Source organism: Candidatus Seongchinamella marina (assembly GCF_026262685.1).
Lineage (GTDB): Bacteria > Pseudomonadota > Gammaproteobacteria > Pseudomonadales > Halieaceae > Halioglobus > Halioglobus marinus.
The window spans coordinates 921,074-939,339 of sequence record NZ_SHNP01000001.1 but is presented as its reverse complement, the minus strand read 5'-3'; the positions used below and the strand labels follow the sequence as shown (position 1 = coordinate 939,339).

The following is an 18,266-nucleotide window of genomic DNA, read 5'->3' as shown; positions in this document are numbered from 1 at the left end:
CCTGTTTATGCCTATAATCCCAAGCTTGCTGACGGAATGTTTGTCATGGGTGGGTTTGGCTGGACAGTCTTTACAGAGGGAGCAGAAATTTGAACGCTGGGGACGGAAAAACGTGGAATCATGAATTCGATGTCGTTGTCGTGGGTTCTGGCAACGGCGCACTCACCGCTGCTATTGCCGCAGCGGATGGTGGTGCAGAAACACTTGTTATCGAAAAATCCGAGAAGTTCGGTGGCACTAGCGCGAGTTCCGGTGGTGGGGTCTGGATTCCAAACAATCGCTATGCTGTAGCGGAAAAAGCAGACGACTCTCTAGAAGACGCCAGGGCTTATCTGGATCACGTGACTCCGTCGAACACAATTAATCCCGCACTGCTGGAAGCTTATCTTGAGAGAGGCCCGGCAGTGATTGATTACCTGCACGAACACACCGAGTGGGTGCGTTATCGTAATCTCGCTTATTATCCAGATTATTTTCCCGATGGCCCCGGAGGCAAGACTGGCAATCGCTCTATGGAACCAGAGCCATTGCATGCCAGTGCAATGGGTGAAGACTTTTATAACCTTGCGCCTCAACACCCGCAGACACAAATGCCTGGGGGCATCAACTTTACCCAGGTAGAGGGAGCTGTTGTCCTGGCGGCGACGCGAGGTTGGTTTAGTCTAGCCGCCAAATTGGTTCTCAAATATCTGATTGATTTTCCGACTCGACTAAAGACCCTGCGAGATGCCAGGCTCACCATGGGCAATGCAGGCGTGGCGCGCCTTTTCCTGGCGTTGCGGGATCGACAGATTCCCCTGTGGCGCGGCACCGCCATGCTTGATCTTGTGCAGGAGGATGGCCGTGTAATTGGAATCGTCATAGAACGTAACAATCAACGTGAGTTCGTGCGAGCCCGCAAGGGCGTGGTGCTCGCAGCTGGCGGGTTTGAGCGTAACCAGGCGATGCGAGAGCAATACCTACCCTCCCCCACCAATACACAATGGAGTGCAGGCAACCTGCAAAATACCGGCGATGCAATAATTGCCGCCCAGAAATTAGGCGCAGACACTGCCCAGATGGACTGGGGCTGGTGGTTTACCACTGCCACAGTACCCGGCAAGCCAAAGGCCTATCTGAGCCAGGTAGAAAAAGGCATGGCCGGCTCCATTACCGTAAACAGGAAGGGAGCGCGCTTCAGTAATGAATCGCAGAATTATGTGAGCTTTGTTGCCGATATGATCAAGGACGAAGCAAACACCCCCAGTTACATGATTTTCGATGCCGACTTCCGACAGCAGCGTCCGGTCGCTTCCGTTCTTATTCAGGGGAAGTTTTTCCCCGACTGGATGATTCCCAAAGCCTGGTGGACGCCGGAGTTTCTTAGCAAAGCAGACAGCCTGGAAGAGTTAGCGAGCAAGGTCGGCATCGACTCGAGTGGCTTAGAAAATACCGTTGCGGGTTTTAATCAATATGCTGTTGATGGCAAAGACGCTGACTATCAGCGAGGTGACTCTAGCTATGACCGCTACTACGCCGACCCAGAGGTGAAGCCCAACCCCTGTCTTGCGCCTTTGCTAAAACCACCCTTCTACGCCCTCGCTCTTTATCCTGGAGAAATGGGAACAGCGGGAGGCCTGGTCATCGACGACAACGCTCAAGTATTGAATGAGGATGGCGCAGTCATAGCTGGGCTCTATGCCTGCGGGAACACTACTGCTGCTCTGCTGCCCGCCTATCCGGGTCCGGGTGCCACTTTAGGACCTGCCATGGTGTTTGGCTTCATCGCAGGGGAGCGTGCGGCTCAAGGTTAAGGCGCAACGCGAGCCGCAAATCTGCTTTACACCGTGAGCTGTGCAGACTTGCACCGGCTAACGACTCCAATGCACTGACGCACCATTCGTCCGGGTCCGACACGTAGTTCACCCAGGAAAGGTCATCAAACACTTCTTCAAAAGGAAATTGGGTACTCGCCACGAGGAATTTTTCGTCGTAGGTAAACCCCAGGTAGTCAATCCCCGCGGCTTTGCGAATCTGGCTGCGGGCGCCTTCAGCAGTGACCAAAAAAAGACGCCGGGAGCTGTTCCTCTCCTGCCGCTGTATCCAATTGAACGATGACGTGGCCTGCAGTTTCAGTGAAGCCCTTGGCTTCTACATTAAAACGCAGGTCTGCAGAGTCGATACCCTCAAGCACAGCGGCCACCAGCCGCGTGAACTCGTACTGTTCGAGTTGCAAGCGAAACGGATAGCGTGTGCTATCGGCCAATAAATCCATTTCAAAGTTGGCCACCTCACCACTGCGGCGATCACGATACTGATAGCGGTCAGCGATCAGCGATCAGCGATCAGCGATCAGGCCTTTGTGTAACATTTCATCAATAATCCCAAAGCCAAGATCGGCAATCATTTCCAGGCTGGGCGGATGAAAAGTAGATGCGCGCAGGTCGACCGGTAGTTCTGGCTCTTTTTCTAACAGAACCACAGACACATCTCTGCTCGCCAGGTATAGCGCCAACAGACAGCCGGCCGGGCCAGCGCCTGCAATAACAATGGGAGCTTGCGAATTACTCACGGGTCAACTCACCCTTTCGAGCGCAGTTAAAACATCCGCCAGATTCCAAACATCTGCGTATTTTGCGTGCATGTCAAAAAGGTTCGCCTCGTGCGCGTCACTATCGCGATCACCTACCGCCTCTCGTGGAACCACCACCCGGTAGTCGTACTGCAATCCGTCGACCACGGTGGCTCGCACGCATCCACTTGTTGTAAGTCCGGTAACCACCAGAGAGTCGACCCCCTTTGCCCTTAACATGCTATCGATATCAGTCGCTCTGAAAGCGCTTGCCCAGTGTTTCTCAATCACCGGCTCGCCAGGCTCAGGGCTCAAGCGCTGATCCACTTTCACCCAGCGGGAGTCAGCAGTCAGTACGTTCAATGCTGGCACACGATCCCGAAAAACACGCGCCTGGCTCTCGTTGTGGTAGACCACAGAAGTAAAAAACACCGGGCGCTGCTGCCGCCGAAATGTCTCCAACAACATTTTATTGGCAGCCACCACCTCGGGGCAGGCGCACCCGAGAGGGCAGTCAGGGTTGGTAAAACCCTCGATCATATCCACTAGCAAGAGTGCTGGACTTTTGCCCAAGCCAAGAGACTCCCTGTTAAGATCCATGCTCTAGTACTCCCTGGATTTATTTCGAGTGCTAAAAAATTCACGAAGAATCACTGCCATTTCTGACGCATTCTGCTCACAAGCATAAGTGCCCGCACCTTGCGGCAACGTCGCCTTATGCCCATCACGCAACAGCGCAAGGGTTGGGGCTACTGCGGTTTTCAGCAAGTCCTCATCACCCGCAAAAGCGAGTACCGGGCAGGTAACGGCAGCCACCTGCCCAGCGTGTACGTCGTCAAAGCCTTCTGGACAGATTGCGTTCTGATTTAAGAGACACTTCAGCTCATCAGGGTCTGTGATTTCATCTGGTTATCGTAATGCATCTTGCGACGCATCGCCAAAGTGTTCAGTTTTATCTGCTCGCGACGTTCCAGCACCTGCTGTCCCCGCCCATAGTACACATCAGCTGGCGTCAGGTTATTCAGTGACTCGTGGTAGCGTTCGTGATTGCAGTAATCCACAAACTCGCCGATACGTTGTTCCAGATCACCGGGCAAATAGTAATTCTCCAGCAGGATCTGGTTCTTCAGTGAACGGTGCCAACGTTCGATTTTGCCCTGCGTCTGCGGATGATACGGTCGACCCCGCGTATGGTCTATTCCCTTGTCGCCGAGGTAATCCGCCAGATCGCTGGCAATGTACGAGGGACCGTTATCCGAGAGCAGGCGTGGCTTGTGTTTGACCTTCACCTGATCAAGGCCGGTAAAGCTCGGCGCGTCGTCCAGCGTATCTGAGACATCGCTAGCCGCCATGGTTGTACACAGGCGCCAGGCCAGGATGTATCGGGAGTAGTCGTCGAGAATTGTCGACAGGTAATGCCAGCCCCAACCGATGATCTTGCAGTAGGTAAAATCTGTCTGCCACATCTCGTTCACCCGGGTGGTCGGATGCTAGAACTTGTCACCTGCCTCCATCAGGATATAGGCGGGGCTGGTTATCAGGTCTTGGGCTTTGAGGAGCCGATAGACGGTAGATTCAGAGACAAATCGCTCTTTCTCGTCCGTGTACGTCACCGCGATTTCCCGGGGTGAAAGCGCCGGCTTCTTCAGCGCCAGATCCACTATAGCCACCTGCTCATCTTCAGGCAGCTTGTTCCAGGCAGAGCGGGGAACAGGTTTTCGATCCTCAAGTGCATCAATGCCTCCAGCTTCATAGCGCTTCAACCAGGCATAAAATGTGGACCGGTGGATATCCAGACGGGTAAGTGTCTGTTTAACCGACAGGCTGGACTGCTCCACCAGGCGGATGATTTCATACTTCTCCGAGGCCGAATATCTCATATATCGTCCGCCCCATCCCCGGTCACGCTTGGTTTGAGCAACCGGTTTTCCATGAGCAACTCTGCCAAGGCCTCCTTGAGGGCGGCAGATTCTGAGCGGAGATCTATGACCTCAGTGGTGGTACCTTCCCGGGCGGTATCGCCAGCCAGGCGTTTTTTTACCTGCCTCCAGGAATTCCTTGGGCTAGCGGTAGTAGACGTTGGTATTGATGCCCTCACGGCGGCACAACTCGGCTACACTGTCCTCGCCTCGGAGGCCGTCCAGAACAATACGAATCTTCTCCTCCGCGGAATACTGGCGTCGTGTTGCCCTGCGGATATCGCGTACAGTCTGTTCAGAACTGCGTTTGTTGTGATTACGCTTTGTCATCATCGTTCCTCTTGGGATTAACCATGAGCCAAATGTGTCTCTTAAGCAATCAGGTCAATGTGTCCAGATGGTGCTGACGGGATACAGCTTGCTGTCTGGATGGTACTTTCGACTATAACTTTGGTGAGATGGTCAAGGGCCAATATTTTTTTCGCCCAAAAGGCATCCGTCACGGAGACTTCACCTCCGGAGAAAATGGCACTGTGTGAATTTTGCGCTGTGACGGACAGCTGGTCGACTGGTATACAGATAGCGCCAGCGTAGAGATGAAAGGGGATCCCGTAAACTGGGGTGAGGGCTACCCGGAAACAGAGCCGCCCGAATTTTTCCTACCCGTCAGATCAACTTCAGTGGGGCCGATGAAGCGGCCAGACTATACGTTATAAAACGCCGATGGTCTGCAGAACCAGGCAGCAACCCTAGGCCCCCTGCAGCGCCTGCTACCAATCAAAGCGGAGATGAACAACTGTCTTTAGTCGCTTGCTGCAGACGCTTATACGTGCGAGCGCGCTGTGTCTGCTTTGACAAATGCCGACCCCGGGTTCTTTATTCTGGCTGTGCGGTAATAACCCCCGCTTCCAGCAACTGAGCCAGATCCTCGTCACCCAACTGCAGGATCCCTCTCAAAACCTCATCATTGTGGCTGCCAATCTCGCCGCCGGGCCAGTCGGTGCGGCCAGGCGTCGACGACATCTTCGGCAGGATAGCGGGAATTTTCAATGGTTCACCGTTAATTTCAACGCTCTCGAACATGCCACGAGCATTGTAGTGCTCGTCCTCCACCATATCTTCCACGCTGTAAATAGGCCCGACGGGAACTCTCACCTCTTCCAACGCTCCAATCACGTGGGTCGATGAATGTACTGCACACCAATCAGACAACGCCTTGTCAATTTCCTCCTGATGTATAACGCGACCGGAGTTATCCGCCATTTGCGGGTTTTCGGCCATGTCTGAGCGACCCGCCACAACCATCAGGCGCTTGAATATTGAGTCTCCATTGCCACCAATCACCACGTGCTTGCCGTCATCGCAGAGGTAGGTGTTGGTAGGCACGATGCCGGTCACTGTGGTTCCGGAGGGCCCGCGAATCGCTGCGCCGCCGTCGTATTCGGACACAATGCCTTCCATCAGGTTGAAGATAGATTCGTATAAAGCCACATCAATAACCTGCCCTTCCCCTCCGGGTTTACTGCGCTGAATAATCGCCAGGGCAATACCCAGGGCAGCGTGAATAGCCGACAGCGTATCTCCCATACTGATGTTAGTGCGAATCGGTGGTTTACCGGGTTCACCGTTAATGTAGCGAAAGCCTCCAAACCCTTCAGTTACTGAGGCATATCCGGGTTTGCTTGCGTAGGGGCCATCCTGGCCATAGCCCGAAATACGCGCATAAATCAACCCGGGCTTTTCGGCCCGCATTTCGTCGGGCCCAATACCCCACGTCTCGATCAGGCCCGGGCGAAAATTCTCCACCACGACATCAGCCGTCTTAATGAGCTCTTTGGCGAGCTGTTGCCCGCGCTCAGACTTAAGATCCAGGCTAACGCTTTTTTTGTTGCGCCCCAGGCTGCGCCACCAAAAAGAGGTGCCACTCTCATCCAGCAACCGCCAACCTCGAATGGGGTCGCCGGTGGGTGGCTCGACCTTAATCACTTCTGCACCAAAATAAGACAGAATTGTGCCGGTGAAAGGCCCCGCCAATAGCTGCCCCATTTCTATGACCCTTATTCCCTCTAACGGTCTCTGTCCGTCCGACATATTCTTCTCCATCAATAACTGAAATCAGCGTCAGCCTGGCCTGGGCGCATCTTTGACCAATGCATTGGCTACCTCCCCGCCGCCTGTGATATGTATACAGCATGACATGAGGTGCCAGCCAGCCCTTTGAGAAACATCAATCCCATGAAGGAGTCACCTTGCTCGATACCCGTGTAGTGCTTACTGCCCTGATCGTTTACAAAGTTGTATTAATCCTGATCGGTTTCTGGGCACAGCGCAGGGTCAACAGCGAACAGGATTTTTCCTCGCCGGCAGGCAACTAGGGCCCTGGGTTGCGGCGATCAGTTACGCGGCGAGTGCCGCCTCCGCCTGGACCCTATTGGGGATGAGCGGCCTTGCCTACAGCATCGGCTTTTCGGCGCTATGGGTGGCACTGGGGGCTGTCCTGGTTTGCGCTGCGTCCTGGTTTGTACTTGCTCCCCGAATAATGCGTGAGGGCCAACAACAAAGCCTCCTGTCCGCTACAGAATTAATCGCCGGGAACACCCAGGGCACCGAGCGTAACCGCTTAATAGCGCTCGTATCACTGATTATTCTGTTTTGTTTTGTGGTTTACATAGCCTCCCAGTTCCAGGGTGCAGGGAACACCTTCGCCTCCACTTTTAATCTCGATGCCAGCCAAAGCATTCTGCTGGGCGGCTCCATCATTTTGGTCTATACCTTGCTCGGGGGGGTTCTGGGCAGTAAGTATCACCGACACCTTGCAGGGGATGCTGATGATTTTCACTGCCATCCTGCTACCCGCAGCTGCAGTGCTCCATCTGGGCGGCCCCGCGCAGTTCTACCAAGCTCTGCTGACAACAGACAGCAGCAATTTTGCAGCTCCCCTGGGCGGCAATGTTGGCCTGATTGCCGCGGGAACAATAGCAGGCTCCCTGTCCGTTGGCCTGTCGTCCCTGGGCCAACCTCATCTGGTGGCGAGATTTCTTGCCTTGCGGGACGAGCGCGCCTTGAAGCAAGGACAGCTGATCGCCACCGCTTGGTATACCGTGGTGTTTTTTTGCATGTGTATAGTAGGATTTGCCGGTAAAATCCTGCTTCCGGAGCTGGAGAATAGTGAGCAAGTGTTCTTCGCACTCAATAGCACCCTCTTTCCTTCCGTGGTCGCCGCCGTCTTGCTGGCGGCCGTAATGTCAGCAATCATGTCAACTGCGGACAGCATGTTACTGGTGACAGGAACAACCGTAGCCCACGACCTGGGGCTTACCCGACACTACCCGCAGCATGCGCTATTGGCATCTCGACTGACCATTGCAGTCATATCCTTATTGGCAATGGCGGTAGCCATTTACCTACCGTCGACCATTTTCCAGCGAGTTCTGTTTGCCTGGGTCGCCATAGGCTCCGCTCTGGGCCCAGCGATTGTTTGTCACGCCCTCGGTGCCAGCATCCCTGCCGGCAGGCTATTGCCTGCAGTGGGCTGCGGCTTCCTCGCGGCAGTGGTCTGCTACTTGCTGCCCAACACCCCTGGCGACATCCTCGAGCGCACCGGTCCCTTTATGCTCGGGCTTGCTATATTATTGCTTGGACGCCCCAGGGGCTAACCGCGTCAGCACAAAAAAGGCCGCCTGATGGGCGGCCTTTTTAATATCAGGATAAAGTCTCAACTAAACAGCGATTCTCCACTGAGACCCTGCGTCTCCATAATGCCACGCAAGCGTTTGAGCGCCTCCACCTGAATTTGTCTCACTCGCTCACGAGTCAGGCCAATTTCCCGGCCCACTTCTTCAAGAGTGCTACTTTCGTACCCTCGCAGTCCAAAACGGCGCGCAACGACCTCCCGTTGCTTTTCAGACAACTCATTCAGCCACGAACCGATGCTGTCCTTGATGTCCGAATCCTGCAACAACTGCGACGGGTCGCTCTCATGAGTATCGGCAATAGTATCGACTACCGCCTTGTCAGAGTCCGGACCCAGCGGCGTGTCCATCGAGGTCACTCGCTCATTGAGGCCCAGCATACGTTTTACGTCAGCCGCAGGCCTGTCGAGCATGTCAGCTATTTCTTCGGCCGTAGGCTCATGATCCAGTTTCTGGGTTAATTCACGGGCGGCACGTAAATAAACATTGAGTTCTTTAACGACATGGATGGGTAGGCGGATGGTGCGAGTCTGGTTCATGATGCCCCGTTCAATCGTCTGTCGGATCCACCAGGTGGCATAGGTTGAAAAACGGAACCCTCGCTCGGGATCGAACTTTTCAACCGCTCGAATCAGGCCAAGATTCCCCTCTTCGATCAGGTCCAACAGGGTCAAGCCGCGATTGATGTACCGTCGGGATATTTTGACGACTAGCCGCAGATTACTTTCGATCATGCGCTTACGACCAGACTCGTCACCCTTGATGGCAAGGCGGGCATAGTACTTTTCTTCGTCCGCTGTCAGCAGTGGCGAATAGCCAATTTCATTCAGGTAAAGTTGAGTGACGTCCAGCGACTTTCCGACTTTGCGTGCGGTGGCAGTTCGAGCCTTGGCTCGATCAAACTGAGCCTCTTCTGTCACCTGAGTGTCAGCACCGGAGGCCTCAACTGCGGGCTTTACCTTGTTTGCATTCGCTGCATCCTTGGTGCCGCAAGCTCGAGTCTTGGGCTTAGTGTTCGTCGCTGCTCTTGATTTTCGTCCCGATTTCGAATTCCGTTTCGGGCTGGCAGTGCTTTCCAGTTCCATGGCTATACCTCAATTCTTCTATTAAGTGTAGAGAGTATTCCCCGCCGGGCCGGCCAGATTACCTCATCCTAAAGAACAATTACAAGCAGCTATGCAAAAAATTGCATCAACTGGCTTTCGGTCAAAATCGGGCGCCCGTGGATACTTTGCAACACCTGTTAGCGCTTGGGCAATAACCGAAGAGGGTCAATCGGCTTGCCCTCCTTGCGGATCTCAAAGTGCAACCTCACAGTATCAGTGCCACTGCTGCCCTTCTCTGCAATCTGCTGCCCGGCTTTCACCCCATCGCCCTCTGAGACCAGCAGGCGACTGTTGTGCCCATAGGCACTGAGGTAAACTTCATTGTGTTTGACAATGATTAGTTCACCGAGTCCGACAATGCCCGTGCCGGCGTACACTACCTGCCCTGCTGCGACGGCTTGCACCGAATCACCCCGGCTACCACTGATATCAATGCCTTTGTGCAAAGTGGATGAATAGCTACGCACAACCTTTCCTGAAGTAGGCCAGCGCCAGGCCTTTACAGGACCAACCGACGAACTGCTTGCCGCAGTCGGGCGAGATGAGGGCTTTGTAGCCTTTGTTGATGAAGAGTGAGTGACCGTCGTGTTTGGTTTGGCCGCAGGGGGTTGCGACGAGGGCTTTGATGATGCTGTCGCGCTTTTGGTGCTACTGCTCGCACGGGTGACCTTCGGCGGCTTAGCCTCTTTCAGTTTCAGAGCTTGTCCCGGGAAGATGGTATAGGGGGCGGGAATACTATTCGCCGCGGCGAGGCCACGGTAATCGAGACCATATCGGAATGCTATGGAATACAACGTATCGCCCTTCTGTACTCTGTACGCCGACCCTCCCGCAGCCGCGCCTGCCCTGGACTGACGATCCTCCACAGGCGCAGGCGGATTGCCACCACAGGCAACCACCAGGAGCAGAAGCAGTACACTGCAAATAAGCGCCCTGATAGCGCACTCTCCTTTTCAATGCCCGTCAAGCGGGCGAGTATCCGCCTTACTGTTCGGCGGGGTTCTCTTGCTTCCCACCCCAACGGGCATCGATGAGCCACACAAGGGCAAAGCCGACCACCATCAGTGAAAGGCACAAGACCAGTTGCGAAGACTCCCCCGTGAGCACGGTAAATTCCAAGGGCATGACAGGAACTTGCTGCGCTGGTTTAAGCTGGCCATGACTGCCCTCAATCCAAACCAGCACATGTTTCCAGGGCCAGACTACCAAAAGGGATCCAAACAGGAATCCCGTCAGTAACGCCATAGTAGCTTCATGAAAACGGTGCAACAGAAAATGCAGCAGGCGAGAGAAGGTCAGCAAGCCAATTGCCGCGCCCATAGCAAACACCAGGATGAAGCCCAGGTCTAGCGACTTGAGCGCGCTCAGGACTGTGCCGTACATGCCCAGCAGTACTAATATGAAACTACCGGAAATGCCGGGCAGAATCATGGCACAAATAGCCAGGAAGCCTGAGAGGAATATACCCGCCATGCCGAAATGCATGTTCACCGTGGGGGAAAGCGCTATCGTTGCCGCAATCCCAAGACCAGCAACAAGACACAGGGTTCGGGCAATACTCCAGCCCTGTACCTGGCGCAATAACACCAGGGCCGATGCCAATATCAGGCCAAAGAAAAACGCCCACAAAGGTACGGGATGATTTTCCAACAGCCAGGAGATAAGCCTGGCCAAAGACAGTATGCTGGTAGCAATCCCAGCCAACAGCGCGAGCAAAAAACTGCCGTTAACATGATCCCATGCACCGCGAATATCGAATTTCAATAACAGGCGAAGACAGTCCAGATCTACCGAGCGAATACTCGTTAAGAGGGTGTCATAAATGCCGGTGATAAACGCCATAGTGCCACCGGAGACACCGGGAACAATGTCCGCAGCTCCCATCAGCATGCCACGCAAAAAAATGCCAAAATGATTCAAAATTATCTCACCGTTCCGGGGCGCAGCGGGACAAAGTAAACCGCTTCGACCACCGTCGTTTCAAATCCCTCGTGGGTACGATCCACAACGTGCAGATGCTGGGTCTCTCCACCCACCGGAATCACCAGCCGTCCACCGGGCGCCAACTGCTGCAACAATTCCTGCGGGATACTTTCGGGCGCCGCAGCGGCCAGAATGCCATCGAAGGGACCTCTCTCAGCCCATCCCATACCGCCATCGGCATGATTCATCTGAACATTGCGCAACTTTAATTGGCGAATACGCTGCCGGGCCTTTTGCTGCAGGGGCTTGATGCGCTCGACGCTATACACTTCGTCGACCAGCTGCGCGAGAATCGCTGTTTGGTAACCAGAACCTGTGCCTATTTCAAGCACCCGCTCAGGAGCGCCGCCTTCAAGTAGCAGCTCTGTCATGCGAGCCACGATATAGGGCTGGGAAAGGGTTTGCTGAAAACCAATTGGCAAAGCCACGTCTTCATAGGCCCGGTGAGCCATGGCCTCATCGAGGAACAGATGTCTGGGCGTTGTGCGGATGACGTCAAGCACTTGATGGTTGTCGATACCCTGGTCAACCAGGCGCTGAATCAAGCGCTCACGAGTGCGCTGTGACGTCATCCCGATACCATTGAGATCTACCCTGTTCACGCCCGTTACCACTCCGAAAACGCCCCTAAACTCTTCTTGCGCCGCATTGAATTACCCATACTGGACAAACTCAGCCAATAAAGCCGTAGCATAATTGCCGGCAGCCAAACGAAACTCGAGTTGCAGGCTGCCATCATCACAAAACTGCCAGCAAAAGTCATCCGCGATAAGCCGTGTCGGCCGCTGGCCCAGTTCCAAACCCTGGTGAATTAGAAAATCGCCAATCGCTGCCTGTTGTTCAAGAACATCAGACCAACGCTCCAACAGACTCGCCGACAGTTGCTCCACGCCGAGGCCCCAGAGCGGCAACGCCGGATGCAAATCACCGACAAAACAACGCTGCACAATGTCTGCATCAGCTTGCTCGCAGGTAAACTGACTGCGAGTTCCCTGCAGTACGCAGGTATCACCGGGCAAAACCTGATTCCAATCACCCACACTGACTCGATCCGCCAACAGGGTATTAAACATCTGGGACCGCAGGACTGACAGGTAAATACTGCGCTTATTGCGGGAGATGCGCCGACCCCCGGAGGCCATCCAGGTCTTGGCCTGCGCCAGAGTTGAGCCGTTGCGTCCAAATCGTTGCTCACCAAAATAATTCGGTGCGCCATGCAAGCTAAGATGCCTCAATCGAGATTCGATGGCCTCACGCCCGCCTGTCAATTCTCGCAGCACCAACACAAAACGATTGCCCCTGTGCACACCTCGCTTCAACTTGCGGCGATGCCGTGCGACCGCCAAAACCGCGACATCACCCTGATGAGCCAGCTGTTGCCAATCGGGCTCAACCCTGCCCGCCATCCTGACGCTGAACCACTGGCGGGTAACTGCGTTGCGGTCCTTCATACCACTAAAACTGATGTCCCGCAGATGGATGCCGCTGAGACTGGAAAGGCGCTGGGCCAGATCAGCGGTGTTAAGTTCGCGCTTTTCCAGGTGTAGAAATACATGCTCGCCATCACCGTCTGGTTCAAAGCCCAGGTCCTCGTAGACTCGAAAGTCCTCAGGCGAGCTGCGCAACTTGCCACTAGCAACAAGCTCAGCTGAGACGGTTGGCCACGGGCCACTCACGCAGAGTTAGTCTCCAATAGCACCACGGCGTGGGCGGCAATGCCTTCCTCCCTGCCGGCGAACCCCAGCTTTTCTGTGGTGGTCGCCTTAACGTTGACCTGCCCTACTTGTAACAACAAATCAGCCGCCAGGTTGCTGCGCATTTGTTCAATATGTGGCGACATCTGCGGTGTCTGGGCGATCAGGGTCGAATCCAGATTGCTCAGCACATAGCCTTTATCGGCGACCAACTGCATGACTTTTCGTAATAATATTCTGCTGTCTATATTTGCATTTGCTGAATCGGTGTCGGGAAAATGTCGTCCAATATCGCCCGCCGCGATTGCCCCTAACAGCGCATCACAAATGGCGTGAATCAGTACGTCTCCATCGGAATGAGCAGCCAGCCCGCGGTGGTGCTCAATACGCACGCCACCCAATACGACAGCGTCACCCTCCTCGAAGCGGTGAACATCGTAACCATGCCCAACACGAACACTCATCAAGATTCCCCTTGCCGGGATAGATACCAGGCAGCCAGTTCCAGGTCTTCAGGCACTGTGACTTTCAAGTTTGCAGGAGAGCCGGACACCAACTGTACCGGCTGGCCTGCGAGTTCCATAGCAGACGCTTCGTCGGTGACTGCAAGCCCACGCTGGCTCGCCGCCTCCAAAGCGGAGATCAACTCCCCTAACTGAAACATTTGCGGTGTCTGCGCACGCCACAGGGCACTGCGATCAAGCGTTTTCTCTACCCGCCCTACTGCGTCACCAAGTTTGACCGTATCCACCACAGGCTCGGCGAGAATCCCGCCCTCTCCTTTGGCAATTACCGCCGCGATCAAACGCTGAACATCCGCGATACGCAGGCCAGGGCGGGCCGCGTCGTGCACCAGCACCCAGTCGCCCTCTTCTCCTGCTACGGCATACAGCGCGGCTAATACCGAATCAGCCCTTTCATCACCACCGGCAACCCGGCTGACCCTGGGGTCTGTCAGTATCTGCAAATCTGCGGCAAAGGTATCATCGGGGTGCAAGGCGACCGTAATAGAAGTAATACCCGGCGTTCGCAACAGGGTATCTACGCTATATTCCAACAGCGTTTTACCAGCAATTTTCAGATACTGTTTGGGAGTGTCCGCCGTCATGCGTGAGCCTATGCCAGCGGCGGGAATAACAACGTGTAAGCGACGACTCACTGTTTGACCTTTTCGGGCGCGGATAGCGTGGCGCTAGCTTCCCCGTCCTCTACCTGAAAATAGGTTTCGCCCTCACGCACCAGGTTAAGCTGTTCACGGGCACGCTGCTCAATACCGGCGCTTCCACTTTGCAGTTCCAGAACCTCTCGCTCCAGCACTGCATTGCGGGCCTGTAACGCCTCGTTAACCTGAATAAATTGTTCGACTTGTACTTGCAGACGCTGTTGTTCGGCGATGCTCCCCTCAGCAATCCACAGGCGATACTGCAGTATCACCAACAGGATTAGCAAAACACCGAACAGCCAGCGCAAGGTAATTACAGCTTAACGCTGAAATTCCGCCATGCCGCGATAGGGAGCGCGGCCAGCGAGCTCCGCCTCAATACGCAGCAAGCGATTGTACTTTGCCACCCGGTCAGAACGACACAGTGAGCCTGTTTTGATCTGGCCTGCCGCTGTCGCCACCGCAAGGTCTGCAATAGTCGTGTCTTCGGTCTCGCCTGATCGATGTGAAATAACCGCGGTGTATCCGGCAGCTTTAGCCATGGTGATGGCATCAAGGGTTTCAGTCAGAGTGCCAATCTGGTTGAACTTAATCAGGATAGAATTGGCGACCCCTTTATCGATACCTTCTTTGAGGATTTTGGTGTTGGTTACAAAAAGATCATCACCGACCAACTGAATCTTGTCGCCTATTTTGTCGGTGAGCAGCTTCCAACCATCCCAATCGGACTCATCAAGACCGTCCTCAATGGAAATGATAGGGTGTCCGTTGGCCAGGTCGGCCAAATAGTCGGTAAAGGCATCACTGGAAAACTTCTTGCCCTCACCGGCCAGGTCGTAAACGCCGTCGCGATAAAATTCAGAGGCAGCACAGTCCAGCGCAAGAACGATATCCGAACCCAGCTTGTACCCCGCTTTATCAACCGCTACGGCGATAGCTTCCAAAGCCGCCTCATTGGATGGCAGGTTGGGTGCAAAACCACCCTCGTCACCCACCGCGGTATTGAGCCCCTGACTGGCCAGCACCTTTTTTAAGTGGTGAAATATTTCAGCTCCGGCGCGAAGGCCTTCAGCGAAAGTTGGCGCAGCCACTGGTTGGACCATGAACTCCTGAATATCCACATTATTATCGGCGTGTTCACCGCCGTTGAGAATATTCATCATGGGCACAGGCATGGAATAGTCAGCTGTGCCGTTAACCTCTGCTATATGCTGATAAAGCGGCATACCTTTGGCTTGGGCAGCTGCTTTAGCCGCCGCAAGTGACACCGCGAGGATCGCGTTGGCGCCAAACTCAGCCTTGTTGTCGGTGCCATCAGCATCAATCATTGCTTTATCCAGATCACGTTGTGCCGCAGCATCAGCACCTAACAGCAAATTCCGGATTGGACCATTCACATTGGCCACCGCTTTAAGAACCCCTTTACCCAGGTAGCGGGAAGCGTCACCGTCACGCAATTCCAGGGCCTCACGGGAACCTGTAGATGCGCCTGAGGGTGCACATGCCGAACCTACTTGGCCAGACTCCAGGGTCACTTCCGCCATAACGGTGGGATTGCCCCGGGAATCCATGACCTCCAAAGCCTGGATGTTTGCGATGTTACTCATAAGGTAGCTCCGTATTTTCTAATCGATTTGCAAGGGTGGCAGTGATTTAACTAAATCGTCCACGGCTTTAACTTGCGCCAGAAAGGGTTCAAGTTGGTCTAAAGGCAGCGCGCTTGGCCCATCACAACGGGCGTTATCGGGATCGGGATGGGCCTCCAAAAAGAGACTGGCCAAACCGGTGGACATACCTGCTCTTGCCAGGTCTGTCACTTGGCTGCGACGCCCACCGGAAGCAGACCCGCCAGGATCACGACATTGCAGGGCATGGGTAACATCAAAGACCAGTGGGGCGTTACCGCATGTTTCCTTCATTACGCCGAAGCCGAGCATATCGACCACAAGATTGTCATAACCAAAATTACTGCCTCGCTCGCAAAGCAGTATTCGGCTATTGCCGCACTCTACAAACTTATCCACCACGTTCCCCATTTGGGAGGGGCTGAGAAACTGCGGTTTCTTCACATTGATAATCGCGCCGGTAGCAGCCATGGCTGCAACAAGATCTGTCTGTCGGGCCAGGAACGCGGGGAGCTGAATAATGTCAGCCACTTCCGCAGCAGGCGCCGCTTCTTCAGGGCTATGCACATCGGTAATAACCGGGACATCGAATGTCGACTTCACGTCAGCCAGAATAGACAGCCCCTCCTCCAAACCGGGACCGCGAAACGAGTGCACGGATGAGCGGTTGGCCTTGTCGTAGGAAGCTTTGAACACAAAGGGGATGCCCAGCTGACGGCACACAGTCACATACTGCTCCGCCACCGCAAGGGCGAAATCGCGACTCTCAAGCACGTTAACGCCGCCCAGCAGAACGAAGGGGGCACTGTTATCAAATCGGATATCTCCGAGGGTGACGGTCTGGTCAGTCACGGCCTGTCCTCATAGTGTGTCAACGACGTCTCAGCCAGCTTAGACTGCTGCGTGTTCTATGGCTGCCTCAATGTAACTGGTAAACAAAGGGTGTCCGCCCCGGGGGCTGGATGTAAATTCGGGGTGAAACTGGCAGGCAATAAACCAGGAATGATCCGGCAGCTCAACCATTTCCACCAGCGATCGATCGGCGGACCAGCCGGCAACTTTCATCCCTGCGCCGCAAAGCTGCTCCAGGTAATTGTTGTTAACCTCATAACGGTGGCGATGGCGTTCTTCTATAGTCTCGGCGCCATAGATCCTCCGGATCTTACAATCATCCTCGAGATGACAGGGCTGTGCACCAAGACGCATGGTACCCCCCATATCTGAAGATTCAGTACGCTGCTCGGTGCTGCCGTCAGCGTTCTGCCATTCGGTAATGAGGCCTATGATCGGGTGAGGCGTGGTCGCATTCATTTCAGTAGAGTGAGCACCTTCAAGCTTGCAAACATTGCGGGCGTACTCTACCAGTGCCACATGCATGCCCAGACAGATACCAAGGAATGGCACATTGTTCTCGCGAGCGTATTGCACGGCAGTGATTTTTCCTTCGATACCACGATCGCCAAAGCCACCGGGAACCAGGATCGCATTCGCTCCCTCCAGGGCGGCAGTTCCGTTTTTCTCGATCTCTTCTGCGTCAATATGATCAATGCGAACATTGGTAAGAGTTTGCAGGCCGGCGTGCGCCAGTGACTCATTGAGCGATTTATAAGCATCCAGCAAGTCCATGTACTTACCGACCATGGCCACTCGCACTTCTCCGGCGGTCTCACAGAACTCGCGTTCAATCACGTCATCCCATTCACCCAGGTCGGCCTCTTTACAGTCGATTCCAAATCGTTCAACCACAAAGTCGTCAAGGCCAAAACCATGCAACATGCCCGGTATGCGATAAATAGAGTCAGCATCCCGCAAGGGAATGACCGCCCTCTCTTCAACATTGGTGAACAAGGAGATTTTTTTGCGGGCACTTTCCTCGATGTCCACGGAGCAGCGACACAGCAGGATATCTGGCTGCAGCCCGAGGGCGCGCAACTCTTTGACCGAGTGCTGGGTAGGTTTGGTCTTTATCTCTCCGGCAGTCGCAATATAGGGCACCAGGGTAAGATGCATCAGCAACGCGCGACTGGGGCCCATCTCAGCCTTAAGCTGGCGGGCGGCCTCAAGGAAAGGCAGACCTTCAATGTCACCCACTGTCCCGCCAATTTCAATCAATGCCACATCGGCGTCGCCAGCGCCCAGGATAACCCGGCGCTTAATTTCATCAGTGATATGAGGAATAACCTGCACGGTACCGCCCAGATAATCGCCCCTGCGTTCTTTGCGTAACACGGCGTTATAGACGCGACCGGTGGTGAAGTTGTTGCTGCGCTTCATGGTCGTGCGAGTGAAACGTTCATAGTGCCCAAGGTCGAGATCGGTTTCGGCACCATCTTCGGTGACAAACACCTCGCCATGCTGGAAAGGACTCATCGTTCCGGGGTCTATATTGATGTAGGGGTCCAACTTGAGGAGCGTAACCTTCAACCCTCGTGACTCAAGCACTGCTGCCAGGGAGGCGGCGGCGATCCCTTTACCCAGAGAGGAAACCACACCACCAGTGACGAAGACATAACGCGTCATGAAAAACCTTTAAT

General features: G+C 54.5%; 20 protein-coding genes and 2 pseudogenes. 4 read left to right on the top strand and 18 right to left on the bottom strand.

Annotated elements, in window-relative coordinates:
• Nucleotides 1-89: 89 nt before the first annotated feature.
• Nucleotides 90-1,793: an FAD-binding protein gene (locus EYC87_RS04215; RefSeq protein WP_279251748.1), complete on the top strand. Its 1,704-nt coding sequence runs from the start codon at nucleotides 90-92 to the stop codon at nucleotides 1,791-1,793.
• Here the strand turns inward: EYC87_RS04215 and EYC87_RS04210 are convergent.
• The 7 genes and pseudogenes from EYC87_RS04210 to EYC87_RS04180 all read right to left on the bottom strand — a co-directional run bounded on the left by EYC87_RS04210 (nucleotide 1,762) and on the right by EYC87_RS04180 (nucleotide 6,561).
• A complete protein-coding gene (locus tag EYC87_RS04210; RefSeq protein WP_279251747.1) occupies nucleotides 1,762-2,043 on the bottom strand; it encodes a hypothetical protein in 282 nt (93 codons plus the stop codon). The genes EYC87_RS04215 and EYC87_RS04210 overlap by 32 nt on opposite strands.
• Nucleotides 2,030-2,269: a hypothetical protein gene (locus EYC87_RS04205; protein WP_279251746.1), complete on the bottom strand. Its 240-nt coding sequence runs from the start codon at nucleotides 2,267-2,269 to the stop codon at nucleotides 2,030-2,032. Before EYC87_RS04205 ends, EYC87_RS04210 begins: the two co-directional genes overlap by 14 nt.
• A 48-nt stretch (nucleotides 2,270-2,317) precedes the next feature.
• Nucleotides 2,318-2,551: an FAD-dependent oxidoreductase gene (locus EYC87_RS04200; RefSeq protein WP_279251745.1), complete on the bottom strand. Its 234-nt coding sequence runs from the start codon at nucleotides 2,549-2,551 to the stop codon at nucleotides 2,318-2,320.
• 3 nt (nucleotides 2,552-2,554) lie between these two features.
• Nucleotides 2,555-3,151 carry an isochorismatase family protein gene (locus EYC87_RS04195; protein ID WP_279251744.1) on the bottom strand — a complete coding sequence of 199 codons (597 nt, stop codon included), beginning with the start codon at nucleotides 3,149-3,151 and terminating at the stop codon, nucleotides 2,555-2,557.
• Between the two features lie 3 nt (nucleotides 3,152-3,154).
• Nucleotides 3,155-3,367: a hypothetical protein gene (locus EYC87_RS04190; protein ID WP_279251743.1), complete on the bottom strand. Its 213-nt coding sequence runs from the start codon at nucleotides 3,365-3,367 to the stop codon at nucleotides 3,155-3,157.
• 62 nt (nucleotides 3,368-3,429) lie between these two features.
• Nucleotides 3,430-4,803 (bottom strand): annotated as a pseudogene (locus EYC87_RS04185) (IS3 family transposase).
• A 543-nt stretch (nucleotides 4,804-5,346) separates the two neighbouring features.
• On the bottom strand, nucleotides 5,347-6,561 hold the full coding sequence (locus tag EYC87_RS04180; RefSeq protein ID WP_279251742.1) for a CaiB/BaiF CoA transferase family protein: 1,215 nt from the start codon (nucleotides 6,559-6,561) through the stop codon (nucleotides 5,347-5,349).
• Between the two features lie 158 nt (nucleotides 6,562-6,719).
• Between EYC87_RS04180 and EYC87_RS04175 the strand changes: the two genes are divergently transcribed.
• The 3 genes and pseudogenes from EYC87_RS04175 to EYC87_RS04165 all read left to right on the top strand — a co-directional run bounded on the left by EYC87_RS04175 (nucleotide 6,720) and on the right by EYC87_RS04165 (nucleotide 8,126).
• The gene (locus EYC87_RS04175; RefSeq protein ID WP_279251741.1) at nucleotides 6,720-6,845 is read left to right on the top strand and encodes a hypothetical protein; all 126 of its coding nucleotides are present in this window, start codon (nucleotides 6,720-6,722) and stop codon (nucleotides 6,843-6,845) included.
• Nucleotides 6,788-7,213: pseudogene (locus EYC87_RS19450) on the top strand (sodium:solute symporter family transporter); the annotation flags it as partial. The gene EYC87_RS04175 and the pseudogene EYC87_RS19450, both read left to right, overlap by 58 nt.
• A gap of 85 nt (nucleotides 7,214-7,298) precedes the next feature.
• The gene (locus tag EYC87_RS04165; RefSeq protein WP_279251739.1) at nucleotides 7,299-8,126 is read left to right on the top strand and encodes a sodium:solute symporter family transporter; all 828 of its coding nucleotides are present in this window, start codon (nucleotides 7,299-7,301) and stop codon (nucleotides 8,124-8,126) included.
• Nucleotides 8,127-8,185: 59 nt separating this feature from the next.
• Here the strand turns inward: EYC87_RS04165 and rpoS are convergent, their stop codons facing one another.
• From rpoS to EYC87_RS04105, 11 genes are all read right to left on the bottom strand, one after another.
• Nucleotides 8,186-9,247: an RNA polymerase sigma factor RpoS gene (gene rpoS / locus EYC87_RS04160; RefSeq protein ID WP_279251738.1), complete on the bottom strand. Its 1,062-nt coding sequence runs from the start codon at nucleotides 9,245-9,247 to the stop codon at nucleotides 8,186-8,188.
• Between the two features lie 158 nt (nucleotides 9,248-9,405).
• On the bottom strand, nucleotides 9,406-9,735 hold the full coding sequence (locus tag EYC87_RS04155) for a peptidoglycan DD-metalloendopeptidase family protein (protein ID WP_279251902.1): 330 nt from the start codon (nucleotides 9,733-9,735) through the stop codon (nucleotides 9,406-9,408).
• A 517-nt stretch (nucleotides 9,736-10,252) separates the two neighbouring features.
• Nucleotides 10,253-11,188: a DUF368 domain-containing protein gene (locus EYC87_RS04145; protein ID WP_007229058.1), complete on the bottom strand. Its 936-nt coding sequence runs from the start codon at nucleotides 11,186-11,188 to the stop codon at nucleotides 10,253-10,255.
• Between the two features lie 2 nt (nucleotides 11,189-11,190).
• On the bottom strand, nucleotides 11,191-11,853 hold the full coding sequence (locus EYC87_RS04140; protein ID WP_279251737.1) for a protein-L-isoaspartate(D-aspartate) O-methyltransferase: 663 nt from the start codon (nucleotides 11,851-11,853) through the stop codon (nucleotides 11,191-11,193).
• Between the two features lie 51 nt (nucleotides 11,854-11,904).
• Nucleotides 11,905-12,927 (bottom strand): tRNA pseudouridine(13) synthase TruD, encoded by a 1,023-nt coding sequence (gene truD / locus EYC87_RS04135; RefSeq protein WP_279251736.1) that lies wholly within the window; start codon nucleotides 12,925-12,927, stop codon nucleotides 11,905-11,907.
• Complete coding sequence (gene ispF / locus EYC87_RS04130) at nucleotides 12,924-13,409, bottom strand: 2-C-methyl-D-erythritol 2,4-cyclodiphosphate synthase (protein ID WP_279251735.1); 486 nt, start codon at nucleotides 13,407-13,409, stop codon at nucleotides 12,924-12,926. Before ispF ends, truD begins: the two co-directional genes overlap by 4 nt.
• On the bottom strand, nucleotides 13,409-14,104 hold the full coding sequence (gene ispD, locus EYC87_RS04125; RefSeq protein ID WP_007228964.1) for a 2-C-methyl-D-erythritol 4-phosphate cytidylyltransferase: 696 nt from the start codon (nucleotides 14,102-14,104) through the stop codon (nucleotides 13,409-13,411). Before ispD ends, ispF begins: the two co-directional genes overlap by 1 nt.
• Nucleotides 14,101-14,415 (bottom strand): septum formation initiator family protein, encoded by a 315-nt coding sequence (locus tag EYC87_RS04120; RefSeq protein ID WP_279251734.1) that lies wholly within the window; start codon nucleotides 14,413-14,415, stop codon nucleotides 14,101-14,103. Before EYC87_RS04120 ends, ispD begins: the two co-directional genes overlap by 4 nt.
• A gap of 12 nt (nucleotides 14,416-14,427) precedes the next feature.
• Nucleotides 14,428-15,714: a phosphopyruvate hydratase gene (gene eno, locus EYC87_RS04115; protein WP_279251733.1), complete on the bottom strand. Its 1,287-nt coding sequence runs from the start codon at nucleotides 15,712-15,714 to the stop codon at nucleotides 14,428-14,430.
• 18 nt (nucleotides 15,715-15,732) lie between these two features.
• The gene (gene kdsA, locus EYC87_RS04110) at nucleotides 15,733-16,584 is read right to left on the bottom strand and encodes a 3-deoxy-8-phosphooctulonate synthase (RefSeq protein WP_007229056.1); all 852 of its coding nucleotides are present in this window, start codon (nucleotides 16,582-16,584) and stop codon (nucleotides 15,733-15,735) included.
• 39 nt (nucleotides 16,585-16,623) lie between these two features.
• The gene (locus EYC87_RS04105; protein WP_279251732.1) at nucleotides 16,624-18,252 is read right to left on the bottom strand and encodes a CTP synthase; all 1,629 of its coding nucleotides are present in this window, start codon (nucleotides 18,250-18,252) and stop codon (nucleotides 16,624-16,626) included.
• Nucleotides 18,253-18,266 lie beyond the last annotated feature (14 nt).